The organism is Nostoc sp., from assembly GCF_036917535.1.
Taxonomy (GTDB): Bacteria; Cyanobacteriota; Cyanobacteriia; order Cyanobacteriales; family Nostocaceae; genus Nostoc.
This window is the reverse complement of sequence record NZ_JBALDA010000035.1, coordinates 205,063-228,251: the sequence shown is the minus strand read 5'-3', so window position 1 is coordinate 228,251 and position 23,189 is coordinate 205,063. Positions and strand designations below refer to the sequence as shown.

Annotated in this window: 20 protein-coding genes and 1 pseudogene; 9 read left to right on the top strand and 12 right to left on the bottom strand. The window is 41.3% G+C overall.

Annotation, left to right across the window (positions count from 1 at the left end; all coding sequences use genetic code 11):
• Window positions 1-201: 201 nt before the first annotated feature.
• Together V7K56_RS12225 and V7K56_RS37065 are read right to left on the bottom strand one after the other, a co-directional pair.
• The gene (locus V7K56_RS12225) at window positions 202-3,228 is read right to left on the bottom strand and encodes a hypothetical protein (RefSeq protein WP_442940018.1); all 3,027 of its coding nucleotides are present in this window, start codon (window positions 3,226-3,228) and stop codon (window positions 202-204) included.
• A pseudogene (locus tag V7K56_RS37065) lies at window positions 3,219-3,558 on the bottom strand (hypothetical protein); the annotation flags it as partial. The pseudogene V7K56_RS37065 and the gene V7K56_RS12225, both read right to left, overlap by 10 nt.
• Window positions 3,559-4,146: 588 nt before the next feature.
• Here V7K56_RS37065 and V7K56_RS12220 point away from each other — a divergent pair.
• Both V7K56_RS12220 and V7K56_RS12215 read left to right on the top strand, forming a co-directional pair.
• Window positions 4,147-4,344 carry a hypothetical protein gene (locus V7K56_RS12220; RefSeq protein ID WP_334910738.1) on the top strand — a complete coding sequence of 66 codons (198 nt, stop codon included), beginning with the start codon at window positions 4,147-4,149 and terminating at the stop codon, window positions 4,342-4,344.
• A gap of 81 nt (window positions 4,345-4,425) precedes the next feature.
• Complete coding sequence (locus V7K56_RS12215; RefSeq protein ID WP_334910736.1) at window positions 4,426-4,902, top strand: Tic20 family protein; 477 nt, start codon at window positions 4,426-4,428, stop codon at window positions 4,900-4,902.
• 3 nt (window positions 4,903-4,905) lie between these two features.
• On the opposite strand, the gene V7K56_RS12210 is transcribed toward V7K56_RS12215, so the two are convergent.
• A complete protein-coding gene (locus tag V7K56_RS12210; RefSeq protein ID WP_334910734.1) occupies window positions 4,906-5,679 on the bottom strand; it encodes a fumarylacetoacetate hydrolase family protein in 774 nt (257 codons plus the stop codon).
• Window positions 5,680-6,059: 380 nt separating this feature from the next.
• On the opposite strand from V7K56_RS12210, the gene rpsF reads away from it, so the two are divergent.
• On the top strand, window positions 6,060-6,410 hold the full coding sequence (gene rpsF, locus V7K56_RS12205) for a 30S ribosomal protein S6 (RefSeq protein ID WP_334910732.1): 351 nt from the start codon (window positions 6,060-6,062) through the stop codon (window positions 6,408-6,410).
• 268 nt (window positions 6,411-6,678) lie between these two features.
• Complete coding sequence (locus tag V7K56_RS12200; RefSeq protein ID WP_334910730.1) at window positions 6,679-7,239, top strand: Npun_F5560 family protein; 561 nt, start codon at window positions 6,679-6,681, stop codon at window positions 7,237-7,239.
• Between the two features lie 483 nt (window positions 7,240-7,722).
• On the opposite strand, the gene V7K56_RS12195 is transcribed toward V7K56_RS12200, so the two are convergent.
• Entirely contained in the window at window positions 7,723-8,076 is a 354-nt protein-coding gene (locus tag V7K56_RS12195; protein WP_334910728.1) for an STAS domain-containing protein, read from the bottom strand.
• A gap of 614 nt (window positions 8,077-8,690) precedes the next feature.
• Here V7K56_RS12195 and V7K56_RS12190 point away from each other — a divergent pair.
• On the top strand, window positions 8,691-9,320 hold the full coding sequence (locus V7K56_RS12190) for a DedA family protein (RefSeq protein ID WP_334910726.1): 630 nt from the start codon (window positions 8,691-8,693) through the stop codon (window positions 9,318-9,320).
• Between the two features lie 131 nt (window positions 9,321-9,451).
• On the opposite strand, the gene V7K56_RS12185 is transcribed toward V7K56_RS12190, so the two are convergent.
• Window positions 9,452-10,654 (bottom strand): argininosuccinate synthase, encoded by a 1,203-nt coding sequence (locus tag V7K56_RS12185; RefSeq protein ID WP_334910724.1) that lies wholly within the window; start codon window positions 10,652-10,654, stop codon window positions 9,452-9,454.
• Between the two features lie 372 nt (window positions 10,655-11,026).
• The gene (locus V7K56_RS12180; RefSeq protein WP_334910722.1) at window positions 11,027-11,791 is read right to left on the bottom strand and encodes an Npun_F0296 family exosortase-dependent surface protein; all 765 of its coding nucleotides are present in this window, start codon (window positions 11,789-11,791) and stop codon (window positions 11,027-11,029) included.
• Window positions 11,792-12,281: 490 nt separating this feature from the next.
• Between V7K56_RS12180 and V7K56_RS12175 the strand changes: the two genes are divergently transcribed.
• The 4 genes from V7K56_RS12175 (at window position 12,282) to V7K56_RS12160 (ending at window position 17,597) form a co-directional block, all read left to right on the top strand.
• Window positions 12,282-13,532 carry an anhydro-N-acetylmuramic acid kinase gene (locus V7K56_RS12175; protein ID WP_334910720.1) on the top strand — a complete coding sequence of 417 codons (1,251 nt, stop codon included), beginning with the start codon at window positions 12,282-12,284 and terminating at the stop codon, window positions 13,530-13,532.
• Window positions 13,533-13,651: 119 nt separating this feature from the next.
• Window positions 13,652-14,098 carry a hypothetical protein gene (locus tag V7K56_RS12170; RefSeq protein WP_334910718.1) on the top strand — a complete coding sequence of 149 codons (447 nt, stop codon included), beginning with the start codon at window positions 13,652-13,654 and terminating at the stop codon, window positions 14,096-14,098.
• A gap of 225 nt (window positions 14,099-14,323) precedes the next feature.
• Window positions 14,324-15,400 carry a glycosyltransferase family 2 protein gene (locus V7K56_RS12165; protein WP_334910716.1) on the top strand — a complete coding sequence of 359 codons (1,077 nt, stop codon included), beginning with the start codon at window positions 14,324-14,326 and terminating at the stop codon, window positions 15,398-15,400.
• 643 nt (window positions 15,401-16,043) lie between these two features.
• Entirely contained in the window at window positions 16,044-17,597 is a 1,554-nt protein-coding gene (locus tag V7K56_RS12160) for a serine/threonine-protein kinase (protein ID WP_334910714.1), read from the top strand.
• A gap of 470 nt (window positions 17,598-18,067) precedes the next feature.
• Here the strand turns inward: V7K56_RS12160 and V7K56_RS12155 are convergent, their stop codons facing one another.
• The 6 genes from V7K56_RS12155 to V7K56_RS12130 all read right to left on the bottom strand — a co-directional run bounded on the left by V7K56_RS12155 (window position 18,068) and on the right by V7K56_RS12130 (window position 22,691).
• Window positions 18,068-18,265 carry an NblA/ycf18 family protein gene (locus tag V7K56_RS12155; RefSeq protein ID WP_041565841.1) on the bottom strand — a complete coding sequence of 66 codons (198 nt, stop codon included), beginning with the start codon at window positions 18,263-18,265 and terminating at the stop codon, window positions 18,068-18,070.
• A gap of 731 nt (window positions 18,266-18,996) precedes the next feature.
• Window positions 18,997-19,734 (bottom strand): Stp1/IreP family PP2C-type Ser/Thr phosphatase, encoded by a 738-nt coding sequence (locus V7K56_RS12150; protein WP_334910712.1) that lies wholly within the window; start codon window positions 19,732-19,734, stop codon window positions 18,997-18,999.
• 16 nt (window positions 19,735-19,750) lie between these two features.
• Window positions 19,751-21,436, bottom strand: a complete 1,686-nt coding sequence (locus V7K56_RS12145) for an ABC1 kinase family protein (RefSeq protein WP_334910710.1) — start codon at window positions 21,434-21,436, stop codon at window positions 19,751-19,753.
• A gap of 130 nt (window positions 21,437-21,566) precedes the next feature.
• On the bottom strand, window positions 21,567-21,893 hold the full coding sequence (locus V7K56_RS12140) for a DUF6825 family protein (RefSeq protein ID WP_334910708.1): 327 nt from the start codon (window positions 21,891-21,893) through the stop codon (window positions 21,567-21,569).
• A gap of 96 nt (window positions 21,894-21,989) precedes the next feature.
• Complete coding sequence (locus V7K56_RS12135; protein WP_334910706.1) at window positions 21,990-22,250, bottom strand: hypothetical protein; 261 nt, start codon at window positions 22,248-22,250, stop codon at window positions 21,990-21,992.
• A 24-nt stretch (window positions 22,251-22,274) separates the two neighbouring features.
• On the bottom strand, window positions 22,275-22,691 hold the full coding sequence (locus V7K56_RS12130) for an ATP-binding cassette domain-containing protein (protein ID WP_334910704.1): 417 nt from the start codon (window positions 22,689-22,691) through the stop codon (window positions 22,275-22,277).
• Between the last annotated feature and the right edge of the window lie 498 nt (window positions 22,692-23,189).

Here is a 23,189-nt window from a genome sequence, read left to right as displayed (position 1 = left end):
GAATATGGGGCCGCGATCGCTTATTCCTTATATAATCGATCATTTTTTCAACCAGTCCAACCATAAGACTTGATACTGTCAGCTTTTCGCTTGATAAGAGTTATGGAAAACTTTTCGATCTACTGAATTTGGTCAGTCGAGCAATCATCAATGAATCTACTGCCTCTAGCCGCACCTTTACCAAAAACTACCCCTACCACCTCACATACCCAGGAGTTCATCTAGCAGCAAGTCTGGCAAGTCTGGAGGAATTACAGTTCGTATTATTGTGACTTTGTGACTCTCCTGTTGGGTTGTTAGATCGAGTGCGATCGCTTCTAAGCGAATTTCCAAACAGCCAAAGGGAATGTTTAATTGTGTCATCACTTCCAACCCTCCCGATGCATTAGGAAGTAAATTTGTCAATAAATGGGGGCCATCTAGTAAGTAGCGAGTTTGATAATCTTCAAGCCATAACTTGACAACAACTTGCAAAGGTACTTCTGGCAATACTACGCGCACTATGACAGATTTACCAGCAATTAATTCACCTTCTGGCACATACAAATGTGGAGTTGGCAAAGGCTCAGTGGCTGCTGCAATTATAGGTAAGGAAGAAGATGAATATAAAAGTGGTTGCTCCTTCTCTTCAAAGGTGTAACTCTTATTTGTATCGCCTTCCAGTTCGGTATCTGTATCATCTACAACGATTTCTTGCGCTAACCAAGCTGACGCTATATTTATTTTTATCGGAGGAGGAGGGGGCGGTATTTGTGTTAACAGAGCCGATGAGATTGTTGGTTTTTCTAGTACTTTTTCTGTTTCCGTATTTTCTCCAATCCCCAGTTCCATTTCCTGCGCTGTGTCTATACCTTCTCCAAAGTTCTCCAGTTCAGGAGCCAACCCTTCGACTTCTTCCCATATCTCTTGTCCCTTGGGTGTTTCAGTCAGGAGAAGTTGTGAACTGCTCCAACCTTCGCTTAGATTATTCTCCGTGTTGGCATCTAGGTCTAATGGCAAGTTAACATCAATATTCGCATCTGCACTAAGAGAAAGGGGTATCTGCTGTGCTGGAACATAGTTATTGTCATCTTGAGGTTGCAGATCGTTGATAGATTCAGGCAAGGAGTATCCTTGGCTCTGCATCCACTTCCTCAGCAGGGGGGATGAATAAAGGTTTCCCATTGTAATTAATTGTGCATTTTGTGGGGCTTCGACTTCAGCAACAGATTCTTCCTGGAATTGTGTATCTTGCGAAGCTTCGACTTTAGCAAAAGATTCTTCTTGGAATTGTGCATCACCTACTACTAATTCAGGTATATTTTCATCTTCAGCCACAGTTGCATCCAATTTTGGCAAGTCTTCAGCCGCTTTAACTGCCAATGCATCTGGAGGAACATTGTTTTTTACTTTTTCTTCTGGATCATCTGGCAAAGCTTGTAGTCGTTTCAAGTATGGCAAAGTAGTCTCAAGTATTGGCATTCGACGTTGCTTAATGACCAACTGCTCCAAGTTGATGGTGGCTATAGTAGCATCCTTTTCTAGAAGCTCCTTCGGTGTCTGTGGTTCTGCAACAACATCTGTGGAAATGTTGGCATCACTTTGAATAGGGGGCAGTTTCGGTAATTGAGGCAACGAAATGCTTGAATTTTTGAGCTTAGATGTCCGCAGTTTAGCTTCTCGCAGAACTTGCAGGTTAATTTGCGGTGGTAGAGGTGTGTTTGGGGATGGATTAACTATCTGAGACAGGTCTGTTTTTGCAGTCTTGACCAGATTTAATAGTTTCAAATCGAGCTTAACAGGTGTCTCTGTTTCTGTAAAAGCAGCAGATGAGTCCGATAGTGTTATGGGATCATTTAAAGATGTACTGGATTTTGCTGCGCCTGTAATTGCCAGTAATTCTGTTACATCTGCTGTAATGGTGAAGGACTGGCTGGCTAACGGTATGACTTCGCCAGCATCGGCGAATTTACCATATAAACTGATATCTGCCAAAATTAGCTTGGATTCACAATCAGCAGGAATATCAATTGAGGTATTGATGGTAAAGGGCAACTCTTTATCTGATAAGGGTTGCCGTACTTTGGTCAAGATTTTCGAGTTCTTGGGCGATCGCAGTTCAATTTCTACTTTAAGCGCCCGCAAGCTTTTTGAAGATAATGTTTCACCCCAATCTGGATTTGTCTTTTCTTGGAATTCTATGTACCCGTTGATTATAAGAGCTTGTCCCCAACGGGCAATGTAATTATCCTGACTTAAAGTTAGTAGTAATGGTGGCGGTAGTTGTGTTGCCGAAAAATCTGTAACCTTTTCATCTTTGAGCAGCAGTTCAGAGGCGGGTAAAGCTAAATCTATTAAATTTTGTAAAATCTGCTCTGCTGTCTCTCCTTTGAGCCACACAGGACTTACAGGCTGATCGATAACTATATCTTCATCTTCTTCCGTTTCATCTGGTGCAACAGTGGTAACAAGATTGCTGTCTGTAGTTGCTAGTTCTTCAGAAACAGCGATCGCATTATCTAGCTCAATAGTAGTTTCTGCTGGGGCATTAGATTCCAAGTTCCCTTCATCTGGTGCAACAGTAGTAGCAAGGTTGTTGTCTGTAGTTGCTAGTTCTTCAGAAACAACGATCGCACTATCTAGCTCAATAGTAGTTTCTGCTGGGGCATTAGATTCCAAGTTCCCTTCATCTGGTGCAACACTAGTAGCAAGGTTGCTATCTGTAGTTGTTAGTTCTTCAGAAACAGCGATCGCATTATCTAGCTCAATAGTAGTTTCTGCTGGGGCATTAGATTCCAAGTTCCCTTCATCTGGTGCAACACTAGTAGCAAGGTTGCTATCTGTAGTTGCTAGTTCTTCAGAAACAGCGATCGCATTATCTAGCTCAATAGTAGTTTCTGCTGGGGCATTAGATTCCAAGTTCCCTTCATCTGGTGCAACAGTGGTAACAAGGTTGCTGTCTGTAGTTGCTAGTTCTTCAGAAACAGCGATCGCATTATCTAGCTCAATTACATGTTCTGCTGGGGCATTAGATTCCAAGTTCCCTTCATCTGGTGCAACAGTGGTAGCAAGGTTGCTGTTTGTAGTTGCTAGTTCTTCAGAAACAGCGATCGCATTATCTAGCTCAATTACAGGTTCTGCTGGGGCATTACATTCCAAGTTGTCAGAAAAATTATCTGGGCGATCGGGTGAATTTGATTCTAAATTTTTCCTCTGCTCTCTCTCTGCTAACAGTGAGAAGACTTGCACTTGTACACTGTATTGCCAAGATTTACCGAGCAGATCCGACATCAAATCGCCGGAACACCGCAACTCCCAAACTCCCGGCTGGAAGTAGGTAAAAGGAATTATCGGCATTAAGCCTTCTGAGTTAGTGCGACGCGATCGCTTGAAAATTCGCCGCGTTGGTTGAACTTCCTCAGTTGAAGAGTGAGTTACCCGTACTTCCACGTCTGTATTCAGAAGGTTAGAACGAGCCAAAACTCTATACTGTCCTTCCAAAATTTCCAAATTTGGCGATTCTAGGATATGCCACGAGCGAGCGCCTTGTTTCTGTATCAGAAATTGCCAGTGTTCCATTGTAAGTGATGCCCAGACCGACGAGCCGCTGAGTAATATTGTGGATTAACTTGCTTGCAAGTTTACCTCAGTATTTTAGAAATGCCTCACTTAAATGGCTATCAAGTTAACTCAGTTTTACTGACTTGACTTCTCACACTTTAACTACTCACCTTAAGGAAATTTCAAGAAGTCGCCGTGTTGCTTGTGCGTAAAGCTTTTGTTGTTTTCTGAATATTAAGTTTGACACATCCTAGTGCTAAATTGACAGGAACGCAATGGATACCGTTAGTTGTCTTTGCTCAACTTAGTGCAAAAATTTTTGTATTATTTTTTACTAAAATTATCACTTTGTAATAGACACAACGTACAATAAATTAAAATTCACTTGAGAATTGTTATTGAATCGTAATTGCCCACATTTTTGCTACAAAGAGGTAGGATGTGGTTCTTAAGTGTCCTCTGCGATCGCCCAAGGTAGGCGCAAATCACAACACTTAACCGCGCAAAACATATCCAACCTACCTGAAACTGCTCTTTGAAGGGCGACAAAGCGTGTTTACCCTAAGTGAAATGTGGGTGACAATGAGGATTTACAGGAGGGATTGGATGCTAGTCATTTTAATGGACGATCAAATCCTTGCCCCTGAGCAAGTTTGCCAGTCTTGTTTACTCGCTGACGGGAGCGGTCAACCCCGTTGGCGTGGGGGTCAACTGCGGTGTGGTCAAGCCATTCGCAAACTTACTCAACAGCAGCCAGACCAATATGAGTGTATGATGGGCTTTCGCGTCGCCCATATAGAATAGTTGAATTTCTCAGCAAGACCAAGTAACTGCGTTATCCTAAGCTCAAGTAACTATTGAAATTTAACGACAGGAGAACGCATAATGTCTTGGCGCGGGTCTACAACAGTTTCAGATCGGATTTTTGCTTCCTTGCCTTATTTGCTTCCTCTAATTGAAGTTTTTGTATTTGGTAGATATTTGTTCTCAGAGTTTCCACCTCTACAACTACTGTTTCTACCGCTTCTGCCATTATTGAGAATTTACTACGGCGTGCGTTATGCAGGAATGATTATTTTCTTTGCTTTATTTTTGCTGGTAGTAAGAAACGAAAAAATTAGTCACTTTATTCGTTTTAATACCATGCAAGCAATCCTTTTGGACATCATTATCTTTTTGTTTAGCATCCTGACTGATGTTGTGGGACTAGTTCCCTCCGGTGGTTTTGCCATCCAAACCCTATCCACAACCATTTTTATCGGCATAGTGGGAGCAGTCGCATATTCAGTCATCCAGTCTGTAAGCGGACGTTATGCAGAAATTCCAGCGATTTCCGATGCAGTGTATATGCAAGTGCGTTAGAAGTTAACGGGTCGCTACGGTGTTTTCCAGGCGACCGATACCTTCAATTTCTACGCGGACGCGATCGCCTGGATGCAAAGCACTTACACCCTCCGGCGTACCTGTAAGCACTAAATCACCAGGTAGTAGCGTCATCACCTGACTGATGTAGGAAACTAAAACATCGGGGGAAAACACCATCCGATCAATACAGCTAGATTGAACTGGATTAGCGTCGTCATTGACAAAAGTCTGCAATTTCGCTCCTGGATTTAATTCCCGTACAATCCAAGGGCCCAAAGGACAGAAAGTATCAAAACCTTTGGCTCGCGTCCATTGACCATCCTGTTTTTGTAAATCCCGCGCTGTTACGTCATTGGCAATGGTGTAGCCCCAAATTTTAGTTTGGGCTACCTCTGGCGTACATTCAAAGACGTAATCACCAATCACTAGAGCTAACTCTCCTTCATAGTCAACTCTATGTGACTGGGGAGGATACTTAATTTCCCTCTCAGAAGGAATGATTGACGTAGGTGGCTTAAGAAAGATTAATGGTTCAGAAGGTACTGGAGTTCCCATTTCGGCTGCATGATCTGCATAATTCTTACCAACCGCCACAATTTTTGAGGGAGCGCAGGGAGCCAGAATTTGGTAATTTCCTGGTGTCAAAGTTAAATCAGTGGGTTGTCCTTGTAACCAGGGTGGAGCATCTAGCACCTGTACATTCAGGGATAGCTGTAGTAACCCATAGTAAATCTGTCCTTCTGGATTTTGAATTCGCACGTAGCGCTGCGCCATAACCTTGATGAATATCCTTTTTTCTGCTTTTTCGTTGCTGTGAGCAGGTAGCAATCGTCAGTTAGCTGTTTAGCAAACCGATTGAGCCTTGAGCAAAAAAGCGATCGCTATAGATGCCCTTAAAAAAAGATACCCCTTAGCGAAGCTGATAGCTCGATCAATCTTGTTAAAGAAATATCGGGGTTGCCTTCCAACCTAGTTTTCATTAGGGACATCCAAAAAATCCAAACTTTGGCGATTTGGCTAATGATTCAAATTGAAAACTGGTAAGATTATAGTTCCTTGTTGCTTCAGATGTTGATTAATACTGGCATTTTATATAAAACTCAAGTATAAATTGATATCAGCAGCCGCTTTTGTCCATGAGGAAACTGAAAAATATGACTACAAATTACGAAACAATGTACATCCTCCGTCCTGACCTGGGAGAGGAACAGGTAGAGCAAGCAGTTACTAAATATCAGAATTTGCTTCGCGATCAAGGCGTCCAGGATATCCAAATTCAAAATCGTGGTAAGCGCCGTCTGGCTTACGAAATCAAAAAACATCGGGATGGCATCTATATCCAATTAAACTACAGCGCGCCTGCAACTGCGATCGCCCCCTTTGAACGTGCCATGCGCTTAAGTGAAGAAGTGATTCGCTATTTGACAATCAAACAGGAAATTGAAGAAGAAAAACCCCCCAAAGAGGAAAAAGAAAAGCCCACTAAAGTAGCAGCAACAGTCTAAGGGAGTAGGGAGTGGAAAAGCAGGGAAGCAGGGGGACAAGGGGGACAAGGGAGAATTATTAAACCAAGCGTCGGCTTCCGGCGCTTGAGACTTCTCTCCTTGTCTCTTCCCAATGCCCTATGCCCAAATCCCATTCAAAAAAATTTTGTCTTTTTCTTTTTTCGTGACTTATTTGGGAATGCTAAATTAACAAATACTTGCCAAAGGTAGTACTCCCGCAGTTATACCTAAGAGTGGACAAGATTCTGAATGGGAGCTTTAAGCTGCTGTGAGCCAATCTGATACACCTAATATTCAAGTTCTCTTGACGGAAGTATCGCAGCTACGCCAGGAGTTGCAACTTCGCGATCAATTAGTGCAACAACTATCTCAAGAACTCTTCCGGCTGGTAAAGGGTAACACTAGTTTTATGCCCCAGCAGCCGGAATTTGAGCGCGATCTGACCCAGTTACACGCTTTACAAGAACAACTCCAAGCTGTGGAACAGCAGGTGACGTTCTACCAAGAGCAAATTACAACTCGTGACTCCGAAATTTATCAATTGCGACAGTCAGTTCAAGAACTAACCGATCGCACTCGCATGTTGGAGCAAGTAGTACAAGAATTGCCTCAAATATACCGTCGGAAGTTTGAAGAGCGGATGACGCCAGTCAGAGAAAAGGTAGCAATGCTACAACGGGAAAACCGCCAACTGCAAGCAGAATTGCAAAGTGTGAGTTACCGTTTAGCACTAAAAACTCGCAATGCTAGTCATAGCGGTATTGATTTACCAAATTTTCCCCGTCCAGCATCTGAACAAACTAATATTTCGGCTCCCCAGAATGCCTAAAATTACCATTATGTTGGAATCTAAGAGGTAAGAAATTGGTGCACCAAAGCATCTTGGAGGTATCCAAGCAGTAGATCGAGGCAAAAATAACTATAAAGTTAGAAATAACGTAAAAGCTGATATTCTAGCCTTTCTTACCTCTTGCTTCCTTTCACTATTTACGCCGCATATAAAACAATTAGCTTAGAGTAATTTGAAAAACTCTGTCTTTAAGAGGCTGGGGAGTGTCACAAACAGTTGCATTTGCTTTGACCAATTTTAGTCATTTCTGAACTTTACTGCTTTAGGTAGATGACTTTCAATAAGCAGATTCATTCACTTGTAATTTATACTACCTAGCTCAAAGCCATGAGTTTCCCTCAACATTCTTCTCTAGACAAGAAAGAGGATCGGCCTGCTAGCACCAGACTGTTATCTTAAGAGAATGTGAAAAAATGCAAATACTGCTTGACTCCGCCATCCTTCTTTAGATAGATTTATTAGTTAGTCTGCTAGCATCAAACTGTTATCTTTGACGCTGGTAAAAATATCTTGGTAAGTGTGAAAAATTTCAAACACTGTATCAAGTTGGGTAAGTTCCAAAATCAACCGTACAGGAGCTTGTACATTGCATAGAACCAAGCGGCAACCACTCTGACGTGCAGCTTTTAACCCTTTTACTAAAGGAACTAACCCAGAACTGTCCATGAAGTTAACTTCTGCTAGGTCAAGAACCCAGAGTTGATAAGCTTGAGGGACTACTCCAGCCATCTGTTCGCTCAAAGCCTTACCGCCTTCCAAATCTATGCTTCCTTGGGGTTTAAACAAAATCACTTGAAGTTCTTGTGTGAAAGCCATGAATTTAACAGGGTAATTGGAACACTTGACAAAAAATTGAAAAAGACATAAATACTTCTTTTCTTTCAACGGTGAAATGACTCTTTTACCCAGATATTTGGACAATTGCAGTCTTACAGTTGAGAGATTATTTCAGTATTAATGTCGTATAATTTGTGATAACTTTCATCAATATAGGCATAAGCGCCTAACAATTTCGGTATCAACCGTATCTTTTACAAAATTTTCACAATTTCAACGGATATTTATAAATTTTCTATAAAATTTTTAATCTTTTTTCAATAAATTATGAGCATGTGGTAGAAATTGCAAAAATATTCAAAATTTAACAGTTACTATAGACTAGAAGCTATGGATTATTCAGTATTAAACTAATGACTTAATGACCGAAAACGCTTTCGTATACAAGCCCCTAAATTTATTTATGGGGATTATTAATTTTGAATTTTGAATTTTGAATTTTGAATTCAAAGTGTACTCCTTTGGGGAAGCAAGCTAGGCGCAGCGTCTCGTAGAGAAGCGACGTGACTTTATGTATTAGTTTGATTGACACCCCACCCAAAAAAAAGCAAAAATATATTAAAAGTAAAAATTTGTAAAGACGGCGGTGTGGAATGTCTTTAGAGCTGATTTCACTAGAAAATATCCAGAAAGTTGCTCATAATTACGGGTATTGGGCGATTTTTTTCGGAATTTTGCTAGAAAATTTAGGCATTCCCCTTCCTGGTGAAACCGTGACCTTAGTAGGCGGGTTTTTAGCTGGCAGCGATGAACTAAATTTCTGGCTGGTTCTCGGTGACGCAATCATGGGTGCTGTCATTGGTGGTACTTGTGGCTATTGGATTGGTAGAGTTAGCGGTTGGGCTTTTCTGGTAAAACTTAGTGGCATATTTCGGATTTCTGAAGTGCGGCTGCTGAGTATTAAAGATCAATTTAGTCAAAATGCTGCTAAAGCAGTGTTTTTTGGACGTTTTTTGGCATTGTTACGAATTTTTGCTGCACCACTAGCTGGTATAGCTGAAATGCCCTTTGGAAAATTCTTTTTATACAACTTGTTAGGAGCAGTTGCTTGGGCTAGTTTGATGGTGACGTTAGCTTTTTTTGCTGGCAAAATTGTCTCTTTAGAACAATTGGTTGCTTGGGTGAGTCAATTTGCGATCGCAGCGTTATTAATCCTCGCTGCCTTAATTTTTGTGCCCCTGTGGCTGGAGTCTCGCCAGGTTAAAGGTGCAGCAGAAGAGTAAGTTAAGCATAAAAACTAGCGCAGTCAGGAGTGAGGAGTAAAGTAAAAAGTGAATTTTTTAACTTTTACTTTAGTTTTTTGCTTTTTTAACTCCTAACTCCTGTACAGACGCGATTAATCGCGTCTCTACTTCTAACCCCTAATCTGCTTTGACCAAATGCGAGTCGGTAGTCCCCAAACGTAGATAAAGCCTTCAGCGGCTTTGTGATCAAATTTGTCTTCGGCTCCGTAGGTTGCCAAATCGGGAGTATAGAGAGAATTATCGCTAGAACGCCCAACTATTGTAGAGTTGCCCTTGAACAACTTCACTCGCACAGTTCCAGAAACTTGCTCTTGTGTTTTTTGAATAAAAGCATCAAGTGCAACTTTCAGTGGACTGTACCACAAACCGTTGTAAACAATTTGGCTGTAAGTTTCTTCAATCCCACGCTTGTAATGGGTAACATCTGCCGTTAAATTCAAGCTTTCTAAATCCCTATGTGCCTGAATTAGCACCAACATCGCGGGTGATTCGTAGATTTCCCGCGATTTGATCCCCACCAGACGGTTTTCAATCATATCGATCCGTCCGATGCCATGATTTCCTACCGCCTGATTGAGTTCTTCAATTAGCTCAACTGGCTTTTTGGCTATACCATTGAAGGTTGTGGGAATACCACCGTGGAAACCAATTTCGATGTACTCTGGCTCGTTAGGTGTGTGAGCGATCGCTTTGGTCATCTCATAAATTTCTTCTGGTGGCTCAAATGACGGATCTTCGAGTAAACCAGCTTCAATGCTACGACCGAGCAAATTCTTGTCAATACTATAGGGAGAAGATTTTTTGACTGGTGAGGGAATACCAAACTTTTCCCCATAAGCGATCGTTTCCTCACGACTCATCCCCCATTCTCTGGCTGGTGCAAGGATCTTCAAGTTGGGGTTTAAGGCGGTTACAGAGACATCAAAGCGAACCTGATCGTTGCCTTTGCCAGTGCAACCGTGAGCGATCGCATCAGCACCATATTTTTCGGCTGTTTCTACTAATATTTTGGCAATCAGTGGACGAGCCAGCGCGGTTCCTAGAGGATAACGATTTTCATAAAGGGCGTTGGCTTGAATCGCTCCAAAGGCGTAATCTTTAACAAAGCTGGCTTTGACATCCGCCACTAGGGATTCACTTGCACCCGATTTCAGAGCTTTTTCTCTGATTGGCTCTAATTCATCTCCCTGACCTAAATCTGCTGCAAGGGTAATCACCTCTTCCACACCCCACTCCTGTTTGAGGTAGGGGATGCAAACTGAGGTATCCACTCCGCCAGAATATGCCAGGACAACCTTTTTGGCGCGACCCATTAATTTCTCCAGTTAGGACAACAAAGAATGAGTCATTATTATATCTAAACTAATCCATGTATATTTTATTCATGCAACAACCTATAAGGCGATTTCGGAGTTAGAAGTCAAAATTATAGTTTACTCTTAATCCAGTTCGGTTAAGCTCTAAGCAGTTATTGAGTATAGAAAAAAGTTTTTCTCAAGCTTGCTATGCGTAGTATTGATCGTAGAAGAAGGCCCGATCGTAAATAGCAAAAGGATTAGGGCGAGTTTACCTAAGTAAGCTCACCCTAATTTATATTTAATGTTAACTTAGTTTTGAAATCCTTATACAGGCTAAGGTTAGAGTGTAGAGAAAATCAGGAAAATTTTACTGAGCTAAGATTGACTTTAATAAGATTGCCTTACACTTTGCAACTTCTCGTTCTTGCGTTTGCGTAGAAACATACCACCTACAGCCAGCATACCTAAGGTAACACTAGGCTCAGGAACGGACTTGGGGTCAAAACCTGTAAATCTGTCAGTTCCTTGATGGAAAGAATGGTTGTCACTTTCAAATCCACCACCACCTGCTTGGGTAATGACAATCTTGTTGAAAATATCCTTCTTACTATCTGAGTAGAAGTGAAGGTAGCCATTTCCTTCACCGCCATGCTGTGACGCATGAATTGGAGCAACTGGGTTCACATCCTCAGTTGTAAATGATTTGATCAGATTATCGCCATTGTAGAAGGAAAAAACGTTACCAGAACTGATAGCTCCCCAGTCAATACCGAAATAATTGAGGGAACTTGCAAGGTTAATTGTAACTTTATCGCCGTTGAAAACTGCCAAATAGTTACCATTATTATTGACTTCACCTTTTGCCCCAGCAGGTGCCCATTGATCTAACTTAACACTGCTGATTCCACTGTTATTCTCAAATGAGTACTTAGCGAAACCAGTGGTTGGTGCTTGACCATTATTGAAGTCAATAGTTTTCGTACCGGGAAGCTGAGTAAACTCAGAAAAAGCACCTTTGTCAGTTTTTCCATCAGGGGCTGCAATACCAGTAGTTACTTTAAAGGAAATAGCCTGGGCAGAACCTGCATAAATAAATGAGGAGATTGCAGATAAAGATAGAGCAGCGATACAAGCAATTTTTGTAATAGACATACTTTTGAGATTTTGTATTTTTAATTGTTGAAAAATTCGCTGTGCGATTTGAGTTCATTATGTAACGTCTTCTATCAGGAAGAATAGGATGAAAATACTGCATTTGTATTTACTGAAAAATTGCTAGATTTGAGAAAATACTTGCTTGATTATCGAACATAAATAAGTAGTTTCACTTGCCAAAACAGGGGATAGAATATCTGTTCTTTATCTGAAAAGAAAAAAGTTGTAAAGTGAGAACATATATATTAAGAATTTGTATTTTCGGATGTTGTTTTGATTAAGAACTAATAAAGACAACGGACAAGACTGTTTGAGATTCTCTGTGCTGATAAATAGAAATAGATTCGTAGTCATTGCTATTGCTTTTGATCTTCTTCCGTTGCTCTGTCTACTCGTCTTTCTCCAGTCAACTATGCCACCTGAGTTTTTTTAACATGAGTAGTAACATGAATTAGACTACCTCTTGCAACAAAAGAATCTTGAATCTATGCATCCAACTGAAAAAGCTGCTGTCCCTACTCGCGTTATCGGTTTAATTAGTGGCACATCTGTAGATGGCATAGACGCTGTGTTGGTAGACATTTCCGGCACAGAATTGGATCTCAAAGTTGAGTTGCTAGCCGGGGCAACATATCCTTATCCAGCCGAACTCAGAGAAAGAATATTAGCAGTTGGTGCAGGCGTTGCTATCTCAATGGCAGAATTAGCAGAAATAGATGATGCGATCGCTCAAGTCTTTGCCCAAGCCGCCCAAAATATTCAAATTGGTCATCAGCCAGCCACTCTCATTGGCTCCCACGGTCAGACGGTTTATCATCGACCACCTAAAGAGGGAGCAGGGGAGCAGGGGAGCAGGAGGGAAATGCTCACTACTCATGGGCTAAACCCTAGCTATCCGCTAACAGCACTGGGTACTTCTTTGGGTTATAGTCTCCAACTGGGACGCGGTGCATTAATTGCCCATCTTACGAACATTGCAACTGTGAGCAACTTCCGGGTTGCTGATATTGCTATAGGTGGTCATGGTGCGCCTCTCGTGCCCAGAGTAGATGCTTATTTACTCAGTCATCCCCAGGAGGGGCGTTGTATTCAAAACATTGGTGGTATTGGCAATGTTGCTTATATTCCGCCTCGGCATGGAGACTGGCTCTCAAAAATTCGCGCTTGGGATACTGGCCCAGGAAATAGTCTGTTGGATCTAGCGGTGGAGCATTTAAGCGCTGGTGCTAAAACTTATGATGAGGATGGCAATTGGGCAGCGAGTGGTACTCCTTGCCATCCATTAGTAGAACAATGGCTTAACCAAGACTACTTTCATCTACCGCCACCAAAATCGACAGGACGCGAGTTATTTGGTGTGACTTACCTACATCAGTGTTTAAAAGATGCTCAAGCATACCAACTCAATCCTGCTGACATTCTGGCAACTCTCACAGAACTTACAGCTGCTTCAATTTTTTATAGTTACCGCACTTATTTGCCAGAAATGCCACAACGGGTACTATTATGTGGTGGTGGTAGTCGCAATCTCTATTTGAAACAAAAATTACAGTTATTGTTGGGATCAATACCAGTCTGGACTACAGATGAAGTCGGCTTGAGTGCAGATTTTAAAGAAGCGATCGCTTTTGCAGTTTTAGCCTACTGGCGACATTTGGATATTCCTGGCAACCTACCCACTGCTACAGGTGCACCTCAAGAAGTACTTTTGGGAGAAATTCACCAAGGTCAATTCTGAGTCAAGAACAATAAACAAAATAAAAATTTTTTGATTCTTCACTCGCAACTGAGCACTGGCAACTTAGCACTGCTATAACTATAGTCTTGGCGGCACTCGAGCAAGACAGGGAATAAAAGGTGGCTCATACTTTTTTATTGGAACCAGGACGCTGGGCAATGGAAGGAAATTGGCTGGAACGCAATGGTATGCCAATTAGCGTCAAGGGTATGACCTTGGTGGCTTGGAATCGAGATAACTGGTTCACTATGGCCACAAAACTGATATTCCCAGGTAGCGATCGCTCTGAAATCTCTCTGCAATATAAGGGGCGGTTGGATGATGGAGAGCGTCAATATACTTTTTTACTACAACATAATATTTTAGGGCAGGTTGAAGGCGAAGGCTGGATTGGTCTGGATACTATCGTACAGCGTTACTGGGTACTAGGCGATCGTCAGCGTCGTAGTGGCTTTGAAACCCTACACCGGATTTCGCAAGATAAATATTACCTCAGTAGCGGTATCTTAGCTGGTCATTTTTTAACTAACACAATGGAAGCTAGCTTAGAGCGTCAGTCAGCTTAAAGGCAGCGAGTTAACCACCGCTTTGCTGTTCTTCTAAGCCAAAAACCGCCGTTCAAAAAACTTTGGTAACGCACTGGTTTCCCAATGCCTAATATCTCCTGCCTAACTTTGACCACTCATCGTTTATTCTTACCGACCTACTGAGTTGTATAGTAAAAAAGAAACGATCAAATTATGGTCAGGGTTTTAGCATTTACCTAACCGTATAGTCAGGAGTTAAGTTTTGTGAATCCTAAAGTCTCCGTTATTATCCCTGCTTACAATACTGAAACTTATATTGGGAAGGCAATAGAGTCAGCCTTAGAGCAAACACTCACTGACATTGAAGTTATCATAGTTGATGATGGCTCAAGTGATAAAACTGTAGAAGTTGCTAAAAGTTTCACGGATCAACGTCTCCAAGTAATAGTTAATCAGCAAAATCTTGGAGCAGCGGCTGCACGTAATCGCGCCTTTAGAGCAGCCCGAGGAGAATGGATTGCTGTACTTGATTCAGATGATTGGTATGCTCCTGAAAGATTGGAAAAGCTTGTGTCTTTGGCAAATAAAATAAATGCAGACATGATTGCTGATGATGTTTATCTTATCAAAGATGGTGAAACATCTCCTTGGAGTACATTGATTCAAGAAAGTGGAATCTTTATAGATAAAATTATCAAAATTGATATTGTTTATTTTGTAGAAACTGATATCCATGGACAACCAGGGTTGCATCTTGGTTTAAGCAAGCCTCTATTCAAACGAGAATTTCTGGTTAAGCATGGCATTGAGTACGATGAAGAAATCAGGATGGGTCAAGATTTTTGGCTTGATATGAAATGCTTAATTAAAGGAGCTAGGTTTTTTCTTGAACCAAAACCCTATTATTTCTACCGTTCACGCCCTGGTTCTCTTGTATATCAAAGCCGATTACCACGTCTAAATCAATCTTGCAAAGCTGCTAAATATTTCATGCAACAAGAGGTTGTAAAAAAAAATCCTGCTCTAATGCGTGCTTTATCTTATAATCTTTCAGTCTTTAAGAAAAATTTAGCTTATTTTCAAATTGTAGAACCTATAAAACAAGGAAAATTGTTAACAGCATTCACAGAAATCAAGAAAAATCCGGGCTTCTTTTATGATTTTATGTCCCGATTTCCTGGGATCGTAGAGCGTCGAATTCAATACTATGTGATGAATAATAAATCAAGTTTTGATATGTATCCTAACAAACAGAGAAAACGAAAAACTCCCTCTCAGGCTATTACAGTTTTATCAATAAATAATGCATCCTTACATAGTAATAATGAGCTTGAATGTTAAAAATATTGTTAGATAATCAGAAAATGTTTTAAAAGTATTGGGCGAATATAATTCGCTATTACACAAACTCAAGTCTATCTCCGTGGACTAATGCCAATTTAAAGGTTAGTTAACTTGCAAAGGCAAGTCAAGTTTCATGTAGCCTGCACTAGTGCCGTCTTCTCCCAACACAAAGCAACGTCTTCAAGAGTTGGGGAGACACCAAGAGTGATAGCGCATTAGTCAAAATTGGGCAAACTAAAAATACACCACAATTAAAGTGCAAAATGGTACAAAGCGTCATTATAAATCTACTCTTTATGCTTGTTTAATTTGGTATGTTGCACCAGTTGCAATAACCGTCTTGGTTGCAAACGGTCAGATCGTGGTTTCAATTTTCTGAAAGAGGACTGAAAAAGCTAGTATAGCACCGCGTAAATAGCGCAAAGTCTGAGCGGCGGTTCCCGCCGCTCAGACTTTGCAAGACGACCAACTATTGGAAATCACACAAAAGCCTAGCTTATAAGCTTTTTGCCTTTTGACTTCCATTTCTGTCTTGCAGTAAGAGCATAAAAAGTCATTTCTAGGCGCAATAATCAGATATCAGTTTGAATGCACTTGTCCTCCTAAACATTTACAACCTGCTTTTAGAGTCGAATTTTCTATGTCAGACCCCAACATTGGTCGCTTACTCAGCAAACGCTACCAACTCCAAGAGTTAATCGGTACTGGAGCAATGGGTCGGGTTTATCGTGCTAAAGATACATTGTTGGGAGGTGTACCTGTTGCAGTTAAGTTTCTAGCTCTATCAATCCAAAATGAAAAGATGCGATTGCAAGACCGCTTTGAGCGAGAAGCAAAAACCTGTGCTTTACTAGGGCAAAAAAGTATCCATATTGTCCGAGTTATGGACTATGGCGTAGATGACAATAACATCCCCTTCTACGTCATGGAATACTTACAAGGACAAAGCCTGAACAATATTATTCGCAAGCAACGATTACCTTTACCAAGATTCCTCAGTATGGCGCGTCAACTCAGCCTGGGGTTACAGTGTGCCCATGATGGCATCCCGGTTGATGGCACTATTTACCCAATTATCCATCGTGATGTTAAGCCAAGCAATATGCTGGTGATTCAAGATCCCAGTTTTGGAGAATTGGTCAAGGTTCTAGATTTTGGTATTGCTAAGTTATTACAGTCAGATGGCGACCATACAAAATTTTATTTGGGGACGTTGGCTTATTCTTCTCCCGAACAGATGGAGGGTAAGGAATTAGACAACCGTGCTGATATTTATAGTTTGGGCGTCATGATGTTTGAGATGCTCACAGGCAAAATGCCACTGGTAGCACCAACTCACTCTTTTGGTGCGTGGTATAAAACACATCACTATCAAAAACCACGTTCTTTTGCTGAGGTTGCTCCGGGATTAGAACTACCAAAAGAAATCGAAAATTTAGTGATGAGTTGTCTAGCTAAAGTAGCACGCGATCGCCCCCAAAGTATTACTGAAATCCTCAGAGTTTTAGCATCTTTAGAAAAGCTTGAGCATACACGCAAAATTAAGCAAGCTGACCTTGCCCTAGTTCCTACTACTACAGCTAGTACTGAGCTTGAACAAAAGACCAAAGCCGATTTGTGGGTATCTTGGTCAAACGATGAAATTGCTCGTGCTATTTTCTGGCCCCAAAATAAACCAATTGCCGATATTGTGTTTCCCCAGCCTATTCATATCAATGGGGACGTTTTACCAGCTTTGTGGGTGATGCTACCGCAAGAGGAAATTCAAAAACGCTTACTCTGTACCCGCTATAATCAATTTCTGTTCATCTCTATCCCTCATCCCATGCTGCTATGGATTACTGTCATCTACAATCGCAGGCATGGCGCTAAATGGTTGCCTTATTACCTCGATCTCAAAACTAACCTTGGTCAAGAAATTGCCCGGTTACTACAACATACAGGTTACTACCGTCTGTTATTCTTTGCACGAGAAGCACCAAATGCCTGTACCCACATCTTACTTTCCAGCGTTGCTTCTGCACAGCGCCAACGACTGCAAGAGTGGGTCGCAATCAGCAATACGTTGATGTCCTCTGCTGACCCGCAAACGAGTAAAAGTTTGCTTAAAAAGGAGTACGAAAAGATTAAGCCCCAAATTATAACAAAACTGGAAAGTATTGATACAGATTCTCCATACGATCTTTCCAGCTAGGCATAATTTTTTAATGTTACGTGTTTTATATGGAACTAAAAGGTGGTAGCTCTGAGAATGTAACGTTTTATAAACAAAGTATATATAAACATGTAAGTTCTAGTTATATGTATAAAGAGTGAAATCATTTAGCTACTAAAGCAGTGGTATCCAAATTATCTCTGAATCTTCCTGAGCAAATATTCCAGTGGATTGTCAATTTATGCAGGTGTGATTCTCCTATTAGACGAAATAACAAAAAGTTTGGCTAAAGCAAACAACATATTTAGCCTGCAATGCTTAAGTTAGTCTAGATTTCAGCATATATGCCGTAAACAATGTTTACTCATTCTTCGTTAATTTCGTGAATTGAGCTTTTGCGCCATCTTGTGGAATTATTTATCGAAGTTGACGCCCCGACATCCCCAGCTCTTTTCCTCCTTGGAACCAAGCAAGAGAAGGAGGTCGCCCACTGCGACATTAGAACGACTCTATGCCATAGTGGAACCGGAATCTAAGCCCCACTGATGCTTAAGAAGCTCTTGATAAGTTGCCTCGCGCACGACCATTTGCTCATAGAGCTTGACTAAAAAATCTTTAGCTTGATCGTGGCTCATATTCTGCACCTGAGTAGCAAATGAGCAAATACTGAATTGCTGTTCCAAGGATAGTTTCATTGGTTGATTCATAAATTAACTCCGAAAAAACAAAGTGTAAAGGTGATATCGCTCACAGAAGTCCAAATGGGATAATATTTGGACTCATATCTGTCCAACATTTGTTCCTCCGTATTACGAAAGATAACAATTGTTTGACAGATTGCCCACGTCCAAAGTGTGGACTTTTTCTGCTCTGATATCTTGCACCTAATCCTACTGATATACCACCCAAGTCAGCCGAACCATATTCCGGAAAATAAGCTCTATTTGGTCTTAGATAGGTATAACTACCTCCCTAATTCCCTCCTACTTTGCACAAATCTTCTTTAAAGAGAATATCTGCTGCTATGTAAAACCCGTCTTAGTCTTTGTATTTAAAAAGCCTAAGATGCTGTCTCCCCAGGCGTGGAGAAAGCTTCGGAGGGCGGAGATTTTAAGGAGGTTGGGGAATTAATGGTAATAAGCGTGAATTATAGTCGCTCTACCTTATTACGTGCAAGATGTCAATTTACCAATTTATACAAATTTAGCCTCTTTGGGTGATTTTAGAGGCTAAAAATATTTGTATCAAATTGTAAAAAGGAAAAATGCTCACGCTGAACAAATTACTGAGTATATTTACCAAATTTGTCATTTGTCCTTTGTCCTACCCTGCGGATTCACCCTTGGCTTTCTCGTTCGCGCAGCGTCTCCGTCAGGAGAAGAGTAGCCGCTGGCGCGTCTATGTCATTTGTTTAAAGTTACTAAGCATCGACCAATGACTAATGACTATTTTCTTCGAGTGAGATGATGACAACTGTGATATTATCATGCCCTCCATGCTCTTTAGCAGCCTCAACCAGAGAGATAGCAGCTTTATCAAGCCAAGGACTATCTTTAAGGCAGTTAGCAATCTTCTGCTCGACAAGTTCTTCTGTAAGACCATCACTACATAACAGTAAGCGATCGCCAATTTTTACATCTAGTGGTTGCACATCAATTTGATGCAAATCTTCGCGCCCCAAACAGCGCGATAATACATGGCGAAAAGGATGTAATCGTGCTTCATCTAAGGTGATGTCACCGATTTTGATTGCTCGTGCTACCCAAGTGTGGTCTTCCGTTACTTGTTCTAGGTGCGACTCTCGGAAGCGATACAGCCGCGAATCGCCAACATGAGCGCACCAAGGCGACTCTGGAGAACGAAAAATCACTGCTACAACTGTTGTCCCCATATCGGCGCGTTCGGGATGATTTTGCTGGTCCTGCAAAATCGCTTCGTTGGCTCCCCACAAAGCTTGCTCTAGCAATTCTTGAGAAGACTTAGAAGTTTCCCAATTTGCTACCAAATACGCCTGAATTTCTCCAGTGGCAATCCGACTTGCCTCCTCACCTCCGGCATGACCACCCATACCATCAGCAACAACGAAAAATCGCCCTTCTGGGTCGATATAGTAGGCATCCTGATTATTAGAACGAATAAGTCCCGGATCACTAAAACCCGTGAAATTAAGTTTCATAATTTTTTTGCAACAATTAATACATACGATCGTAACGGTCGAGGCGTAAAAGTAATCGGATCAGGATCGCTGAAAGCGCCGCTGCAATTAAACCAGGCAGCAGTGCCAACCATACATAATCCTTAACCACTAAAATAGTAGCTGAAAGTGTGAAACCGCTGATTAAAAGAGCATAGCTTATTGAGAGCTGAATACTGCTCTGTCGCCGCAGCAGGCGTTCGGTTTCTATAGACCGAACTCGCAAACGCATATCTCCCTGCTCTAGTTTTTCTAGTGTATCCTCTAATCTACGTGGCAGACTAAAGGCGGTACTACTGACCTGAGCTGCTTGGCGACTTAATTCGTTAAGAAAGCTATTCCCCTCAGAACCATTCATATCGGTCATAAGTTGCATTGCATACGGTTTGGCAACTTCCATAAAGTTAAACTCTGGATCTAAGCCTTTGCCTACCCCTTCTAGAGTAGAAAAGGCTCGCATCACGAAAGTGAAAGTTGCTGGAAATCTAAATGGTTGATTATAAGCTATTTCGTAAAGGTCGTCACTGATTGCTGCAACTGATTGGTTCTCAAAAGGCTTATCCATGAAATGATCCAGCATATACTGGACGGAACGCCGCACTGGGCCCATATCATCAGTTGGGGCGATCACACCTAAATTTATCAGAGATTGCACAACGCGATCGCCATTTTTTTCGGCAATGCCAAACAGTGTTTCCATCAATCCTTCGCGGATGTTAGATTTAATCCGCCCCATCATGCCGAAATCGTAGAATATTAAAGCACCATTTGCACTTACAGCAATATTGCCTGGGTGAGGATCGGCGTGGAAAAAGCCACTATTGAGTAATTGTAGTAAGTAGGCTTGAGCGCCTTGACGAGCAATCGCCTTTCGATCTAAACCTGCTGCTTCTAAAGCTTCGTATTGACTAATTTTAATTCCAGGGAGATATTCTAAAGTCAGCACTCTGGAAGTAGTGTAACGCCAGTATATTCTGGGGACGTTCACCCAATCGTAGCCGCGAAAGTTCCGGCGAAAAGTATCGGCGTTACGACCTTCGTTAAGATAATCAATTTCTTCCCAAAGAATGCGACAACATTCTTCGTAAATACCCAACCAATCTCGCCCTCGTCCCCATTTGGGATGGCTTTGAAAGTAGCGGGTAATTCCTTTGAGAATCTGTAAATCTATTTCAAATAATTTCTTTAGTCCAGGACGTTGCACCTTGACAACAACCGATTCCCCAGTATGTAGCACAGCTTTGTGTACTTGCCCTAAGCTAGCAGCAGCTAAGGGAATAGGTTCAAAATTATGGAAGAGTTCAGGAATTTTCTTGCCTAGTTCTTTCTCAATGATCGCTTCTACTTGCTCATAACTAAATGCGGGTACTTTATCTTGTAACTTGGCTAGTTCTTCTACATATTCACCAGGGAATATATCAGCACGGGTAGAAAACAGTTGCCCAACTTTGATGAAGGTTGGCCCTAAATCCAGTAGAGTATTGCGAATCCAAAATGCTTGGGTTTTGCGTCTTGCAGCTTGCTTTACATCAGTCACACCACCTGGATAACTCCAAGATTTGTTGTATAACCAAAGTTTGAACAATAAGGTCAGAACAAAAGACCAAATGTCCACAAAACGCCGATTGCTAGAGTATTTTTCCCGATTCCAACGGTATGCCTTCTCTGAATAACCTTGTTCCATATACTTTGTTTACCGTTGGTTTGCGACCGAATCACTTGGAAGAAAAGACACTCTGATTCCTAAACTATTCTTTTTTAAGTGTCATTTGTCATTTGTACATAATTTTTGACCAATGACTAATGACTAAAATTTATGCAGAAGTTCTTCGATAATGTTGCAATTCTGTTCGTAACAGGGCAATTTCGGCTCGTAATTCATCAATCTCTGCTTGCAAGTCTCCTGAATCAGAACTGGCTTGTGCAGTACCTGTGGTAGGTTGACTGGCATTAGCAGCTTCTGCTGCCCGATTTGCCCGCTCTAGAACTTCTTCTGTAAACTGGCGCAACTGCTCTCTAGCTTCTGCATCAAATTTGCCTAGTTCGCTCAAAGCATCGGTCAGCGCGACCTCTAAACGCTCATTAACTACTTCAGCTACTGCTCTGCCTACGAAAAAGGCTTGCACAATGGGGTTACTCATAAATTTTTGTTACGTTGATCCGCAAGAGAATTATAACTTGCCTGTATGCTTTACGGCTTCTATTGTTGAGCTAGAAATTTACATCAGGCGATCGCTTTATTTATGGCATTCCAATAACTCTTGATAATATTGCTCTGGTGTACTTGGTAAATAAGTTGTCATTTGCAAAGTTTGTTCCTTCAACTTGAAACCTTGGGTAATGTTAATCCGGCTGAGGAAATCGATATCGTGGGAAATTACCCAAAGCGCTCCTTGGTAATCATTGATACCTACTACCATTTGTTCAACAGTTTCAATATCCAGGTTATTAGTTGGCTCATCGAGAACCAGTAGATCGATTTCTGAGATACTGATCATAGCGATGCCTGCGGCGGGCTACGCCTACGCTAATCTTGCCAACTCACCCCCACTCAGCACAGAGGCGCTTTTATGAACATCATCATATTTAAAGAGAAAGTGTCCCAACTGTTGACGCAAAAGCTGATAGCTGAGATGAGGATTGGCAGCTTGCATATTTTCTAGAATTGTGTATCGACGATTTACCAATTCATAGGTTTGATCGAGATATACAGCTTTCATGGCTGGTGCAAGCAAAACTTCACCTAATTCTAAAATCGCTGCTTGGTTTTCCCTTCCCAAAATTGCTTTTACCAAACTCGATTTACCAGAACCGTTTGCGCCGATAATGGCTATGCGATCACCCGCGTCGATATTCACATGAACTTTTTGAAACAAAGTTCTATCTACGCTGAGGTCATAAGCTAAATTCTCTGCTAACAATATTGATTTTTTCGGCATTCTTCTCAAACCTCAATTCGCGAACTTCCACCCGTATGTTTCCCAGAACTACGGGTAGATTAGACACAAAAAAACTAGCCGCAGATACTCGTCAAACGGTTATATGTAGATAGGAGTGATGACAATATTTTTAGTGCATGACTATGTGAAGTAACCCTGTCAAACCAGTTACGTTTATTCTTTGTTGACATTTGTTGCTTTGGCACAACAGGTGTTTGGTATTACTTCATTTGTGTTATCTCGTTGCAGTTGTGATGAGGTTTGATATTAACTATAGTGTAGCATGAAGGTGTTTTAAAAGGTTAGGATCACTTTTTCTATTTCCATACTCTCCAGCCCTACTAGAAAGACTTCCAGCAGTTTTATTCTGAAAGTTTTAGAAAGAGCAGAAGAAGCTGTTAATAATGGTGCAGAAGTTAAGATTATTAGATATGCAGCATGGTTTCATATCTTTGAATTATGGGGTGCTTTATCTTCAAGGCATTTTGCTACTGCTAA

Coding starts and splice junctions, on each gene's coding strand:
- V7K56_RS12220 (WP_334910738.1), top strand. CDS start 4,147: ATGCTAGTCATTTTAATGGACGATCAAATCCTTGCCCCTGAGCAAGTT.
- V7K56_RS12215 (WP_334910736.1), top strand. CDS start 4,426: ATGTCTTGGCGCGGGTCTACAACAGTTTCAGATCGGATTTTTGCTTCC.
- V7K56_RS12210 (WP_334910734.1), bottom strand. CDS start 5,679: ATGGCGCAGCGCTACGTGCGAATTCAAAATCCAGAAGGACAGATTTAC.
- rpsF (WP_334910732.1), top strand. CDS start 6,060: ATGACTACAAATTACGAAACAATGTACATCCTCCGTCCTGACCTGGGA.
- V7K56_RS12195 (WP_334910728.1), bottom strand. CDS start 8,076: ATGGCTTTCACACAAGAACTTCAAGTGATTTTGTTTAAACCCCAAGGA.
- V7K56_RS12190 (WP_334910726.1), top strand. CDS start 8,691: ATGTCTTTAGAGCTGATTTCACTAGAAAATATCCAGAAAGTTGCTCAT.
- V7K56_RS12185 (WP_334910724.1), bottom strand. CDS start 10,654: ATGGGTCGCGCCAAAAAGGTTGTCCTGGCATATTCTGGCGGAGTGGAT.
- V7K56_RS12180 (WP_334910722.1), bottom strand. CDS start 11,791: ATGTCTATTACAAAAATTGCTTGTATCGCTGCTCTATCTTTATCTGCA.
- V7K56_RS12175 (WP_334910720.1), top strand. CDS start 12,282: ATGCATCCAACTGAAAAAGCTGCTGTCCCTACTCGCGTTATCGGTTTA.
- V7K56_RS12160 (WP_334910714.1), top strand. CDS start 16,044: ATGTCAGACCCCAACATTGGTCGCTTACTCAGCAAACGCTACCAACTC.
- V7K56_RS12155 (WP_041565841.1), bottom strand. CDS start 18,265: ATGAATCAACCAATGAAACTATCCTTGGAACAGCAATTCAGTATTTGC.
- V7K56_RS12150 (WP_334910712.1), bottom strand. CDS start 19,734: ATGAAACTTAATTTCACGGGTTTTAGTGATCCGGGACTTATTCGTTCT.
- V7K56_RS12145 (WP_334910710.1), bottom strand. CDS start 21,436: ATGGAACAAGGTTATTCAGAGAAGGCATACCGTTGGAATCGGGAAAAA.
- V7K56_RS12140 (WP_334910708.1), bottom strand. CDS start 21,893: ATGAGTAACCCCATTGTGCAAGCCTTTTTCGTAGGCAGAGCAGTAGCT.
- V7K56_RS12135 (WP_334910706.1), bottom strand. CDS start 22,250: ATGATCAGTATCTCAGAAATCGATCTACTGGTTCTCGATGAGCCAACT.
- V7K56_RS12130 (WP_334910704.1), bottom strand. CDS start 22,691: ATGCCGAAAAAATCAATATTGTTAGCAGAGAATTTAGCTTATGACCTC.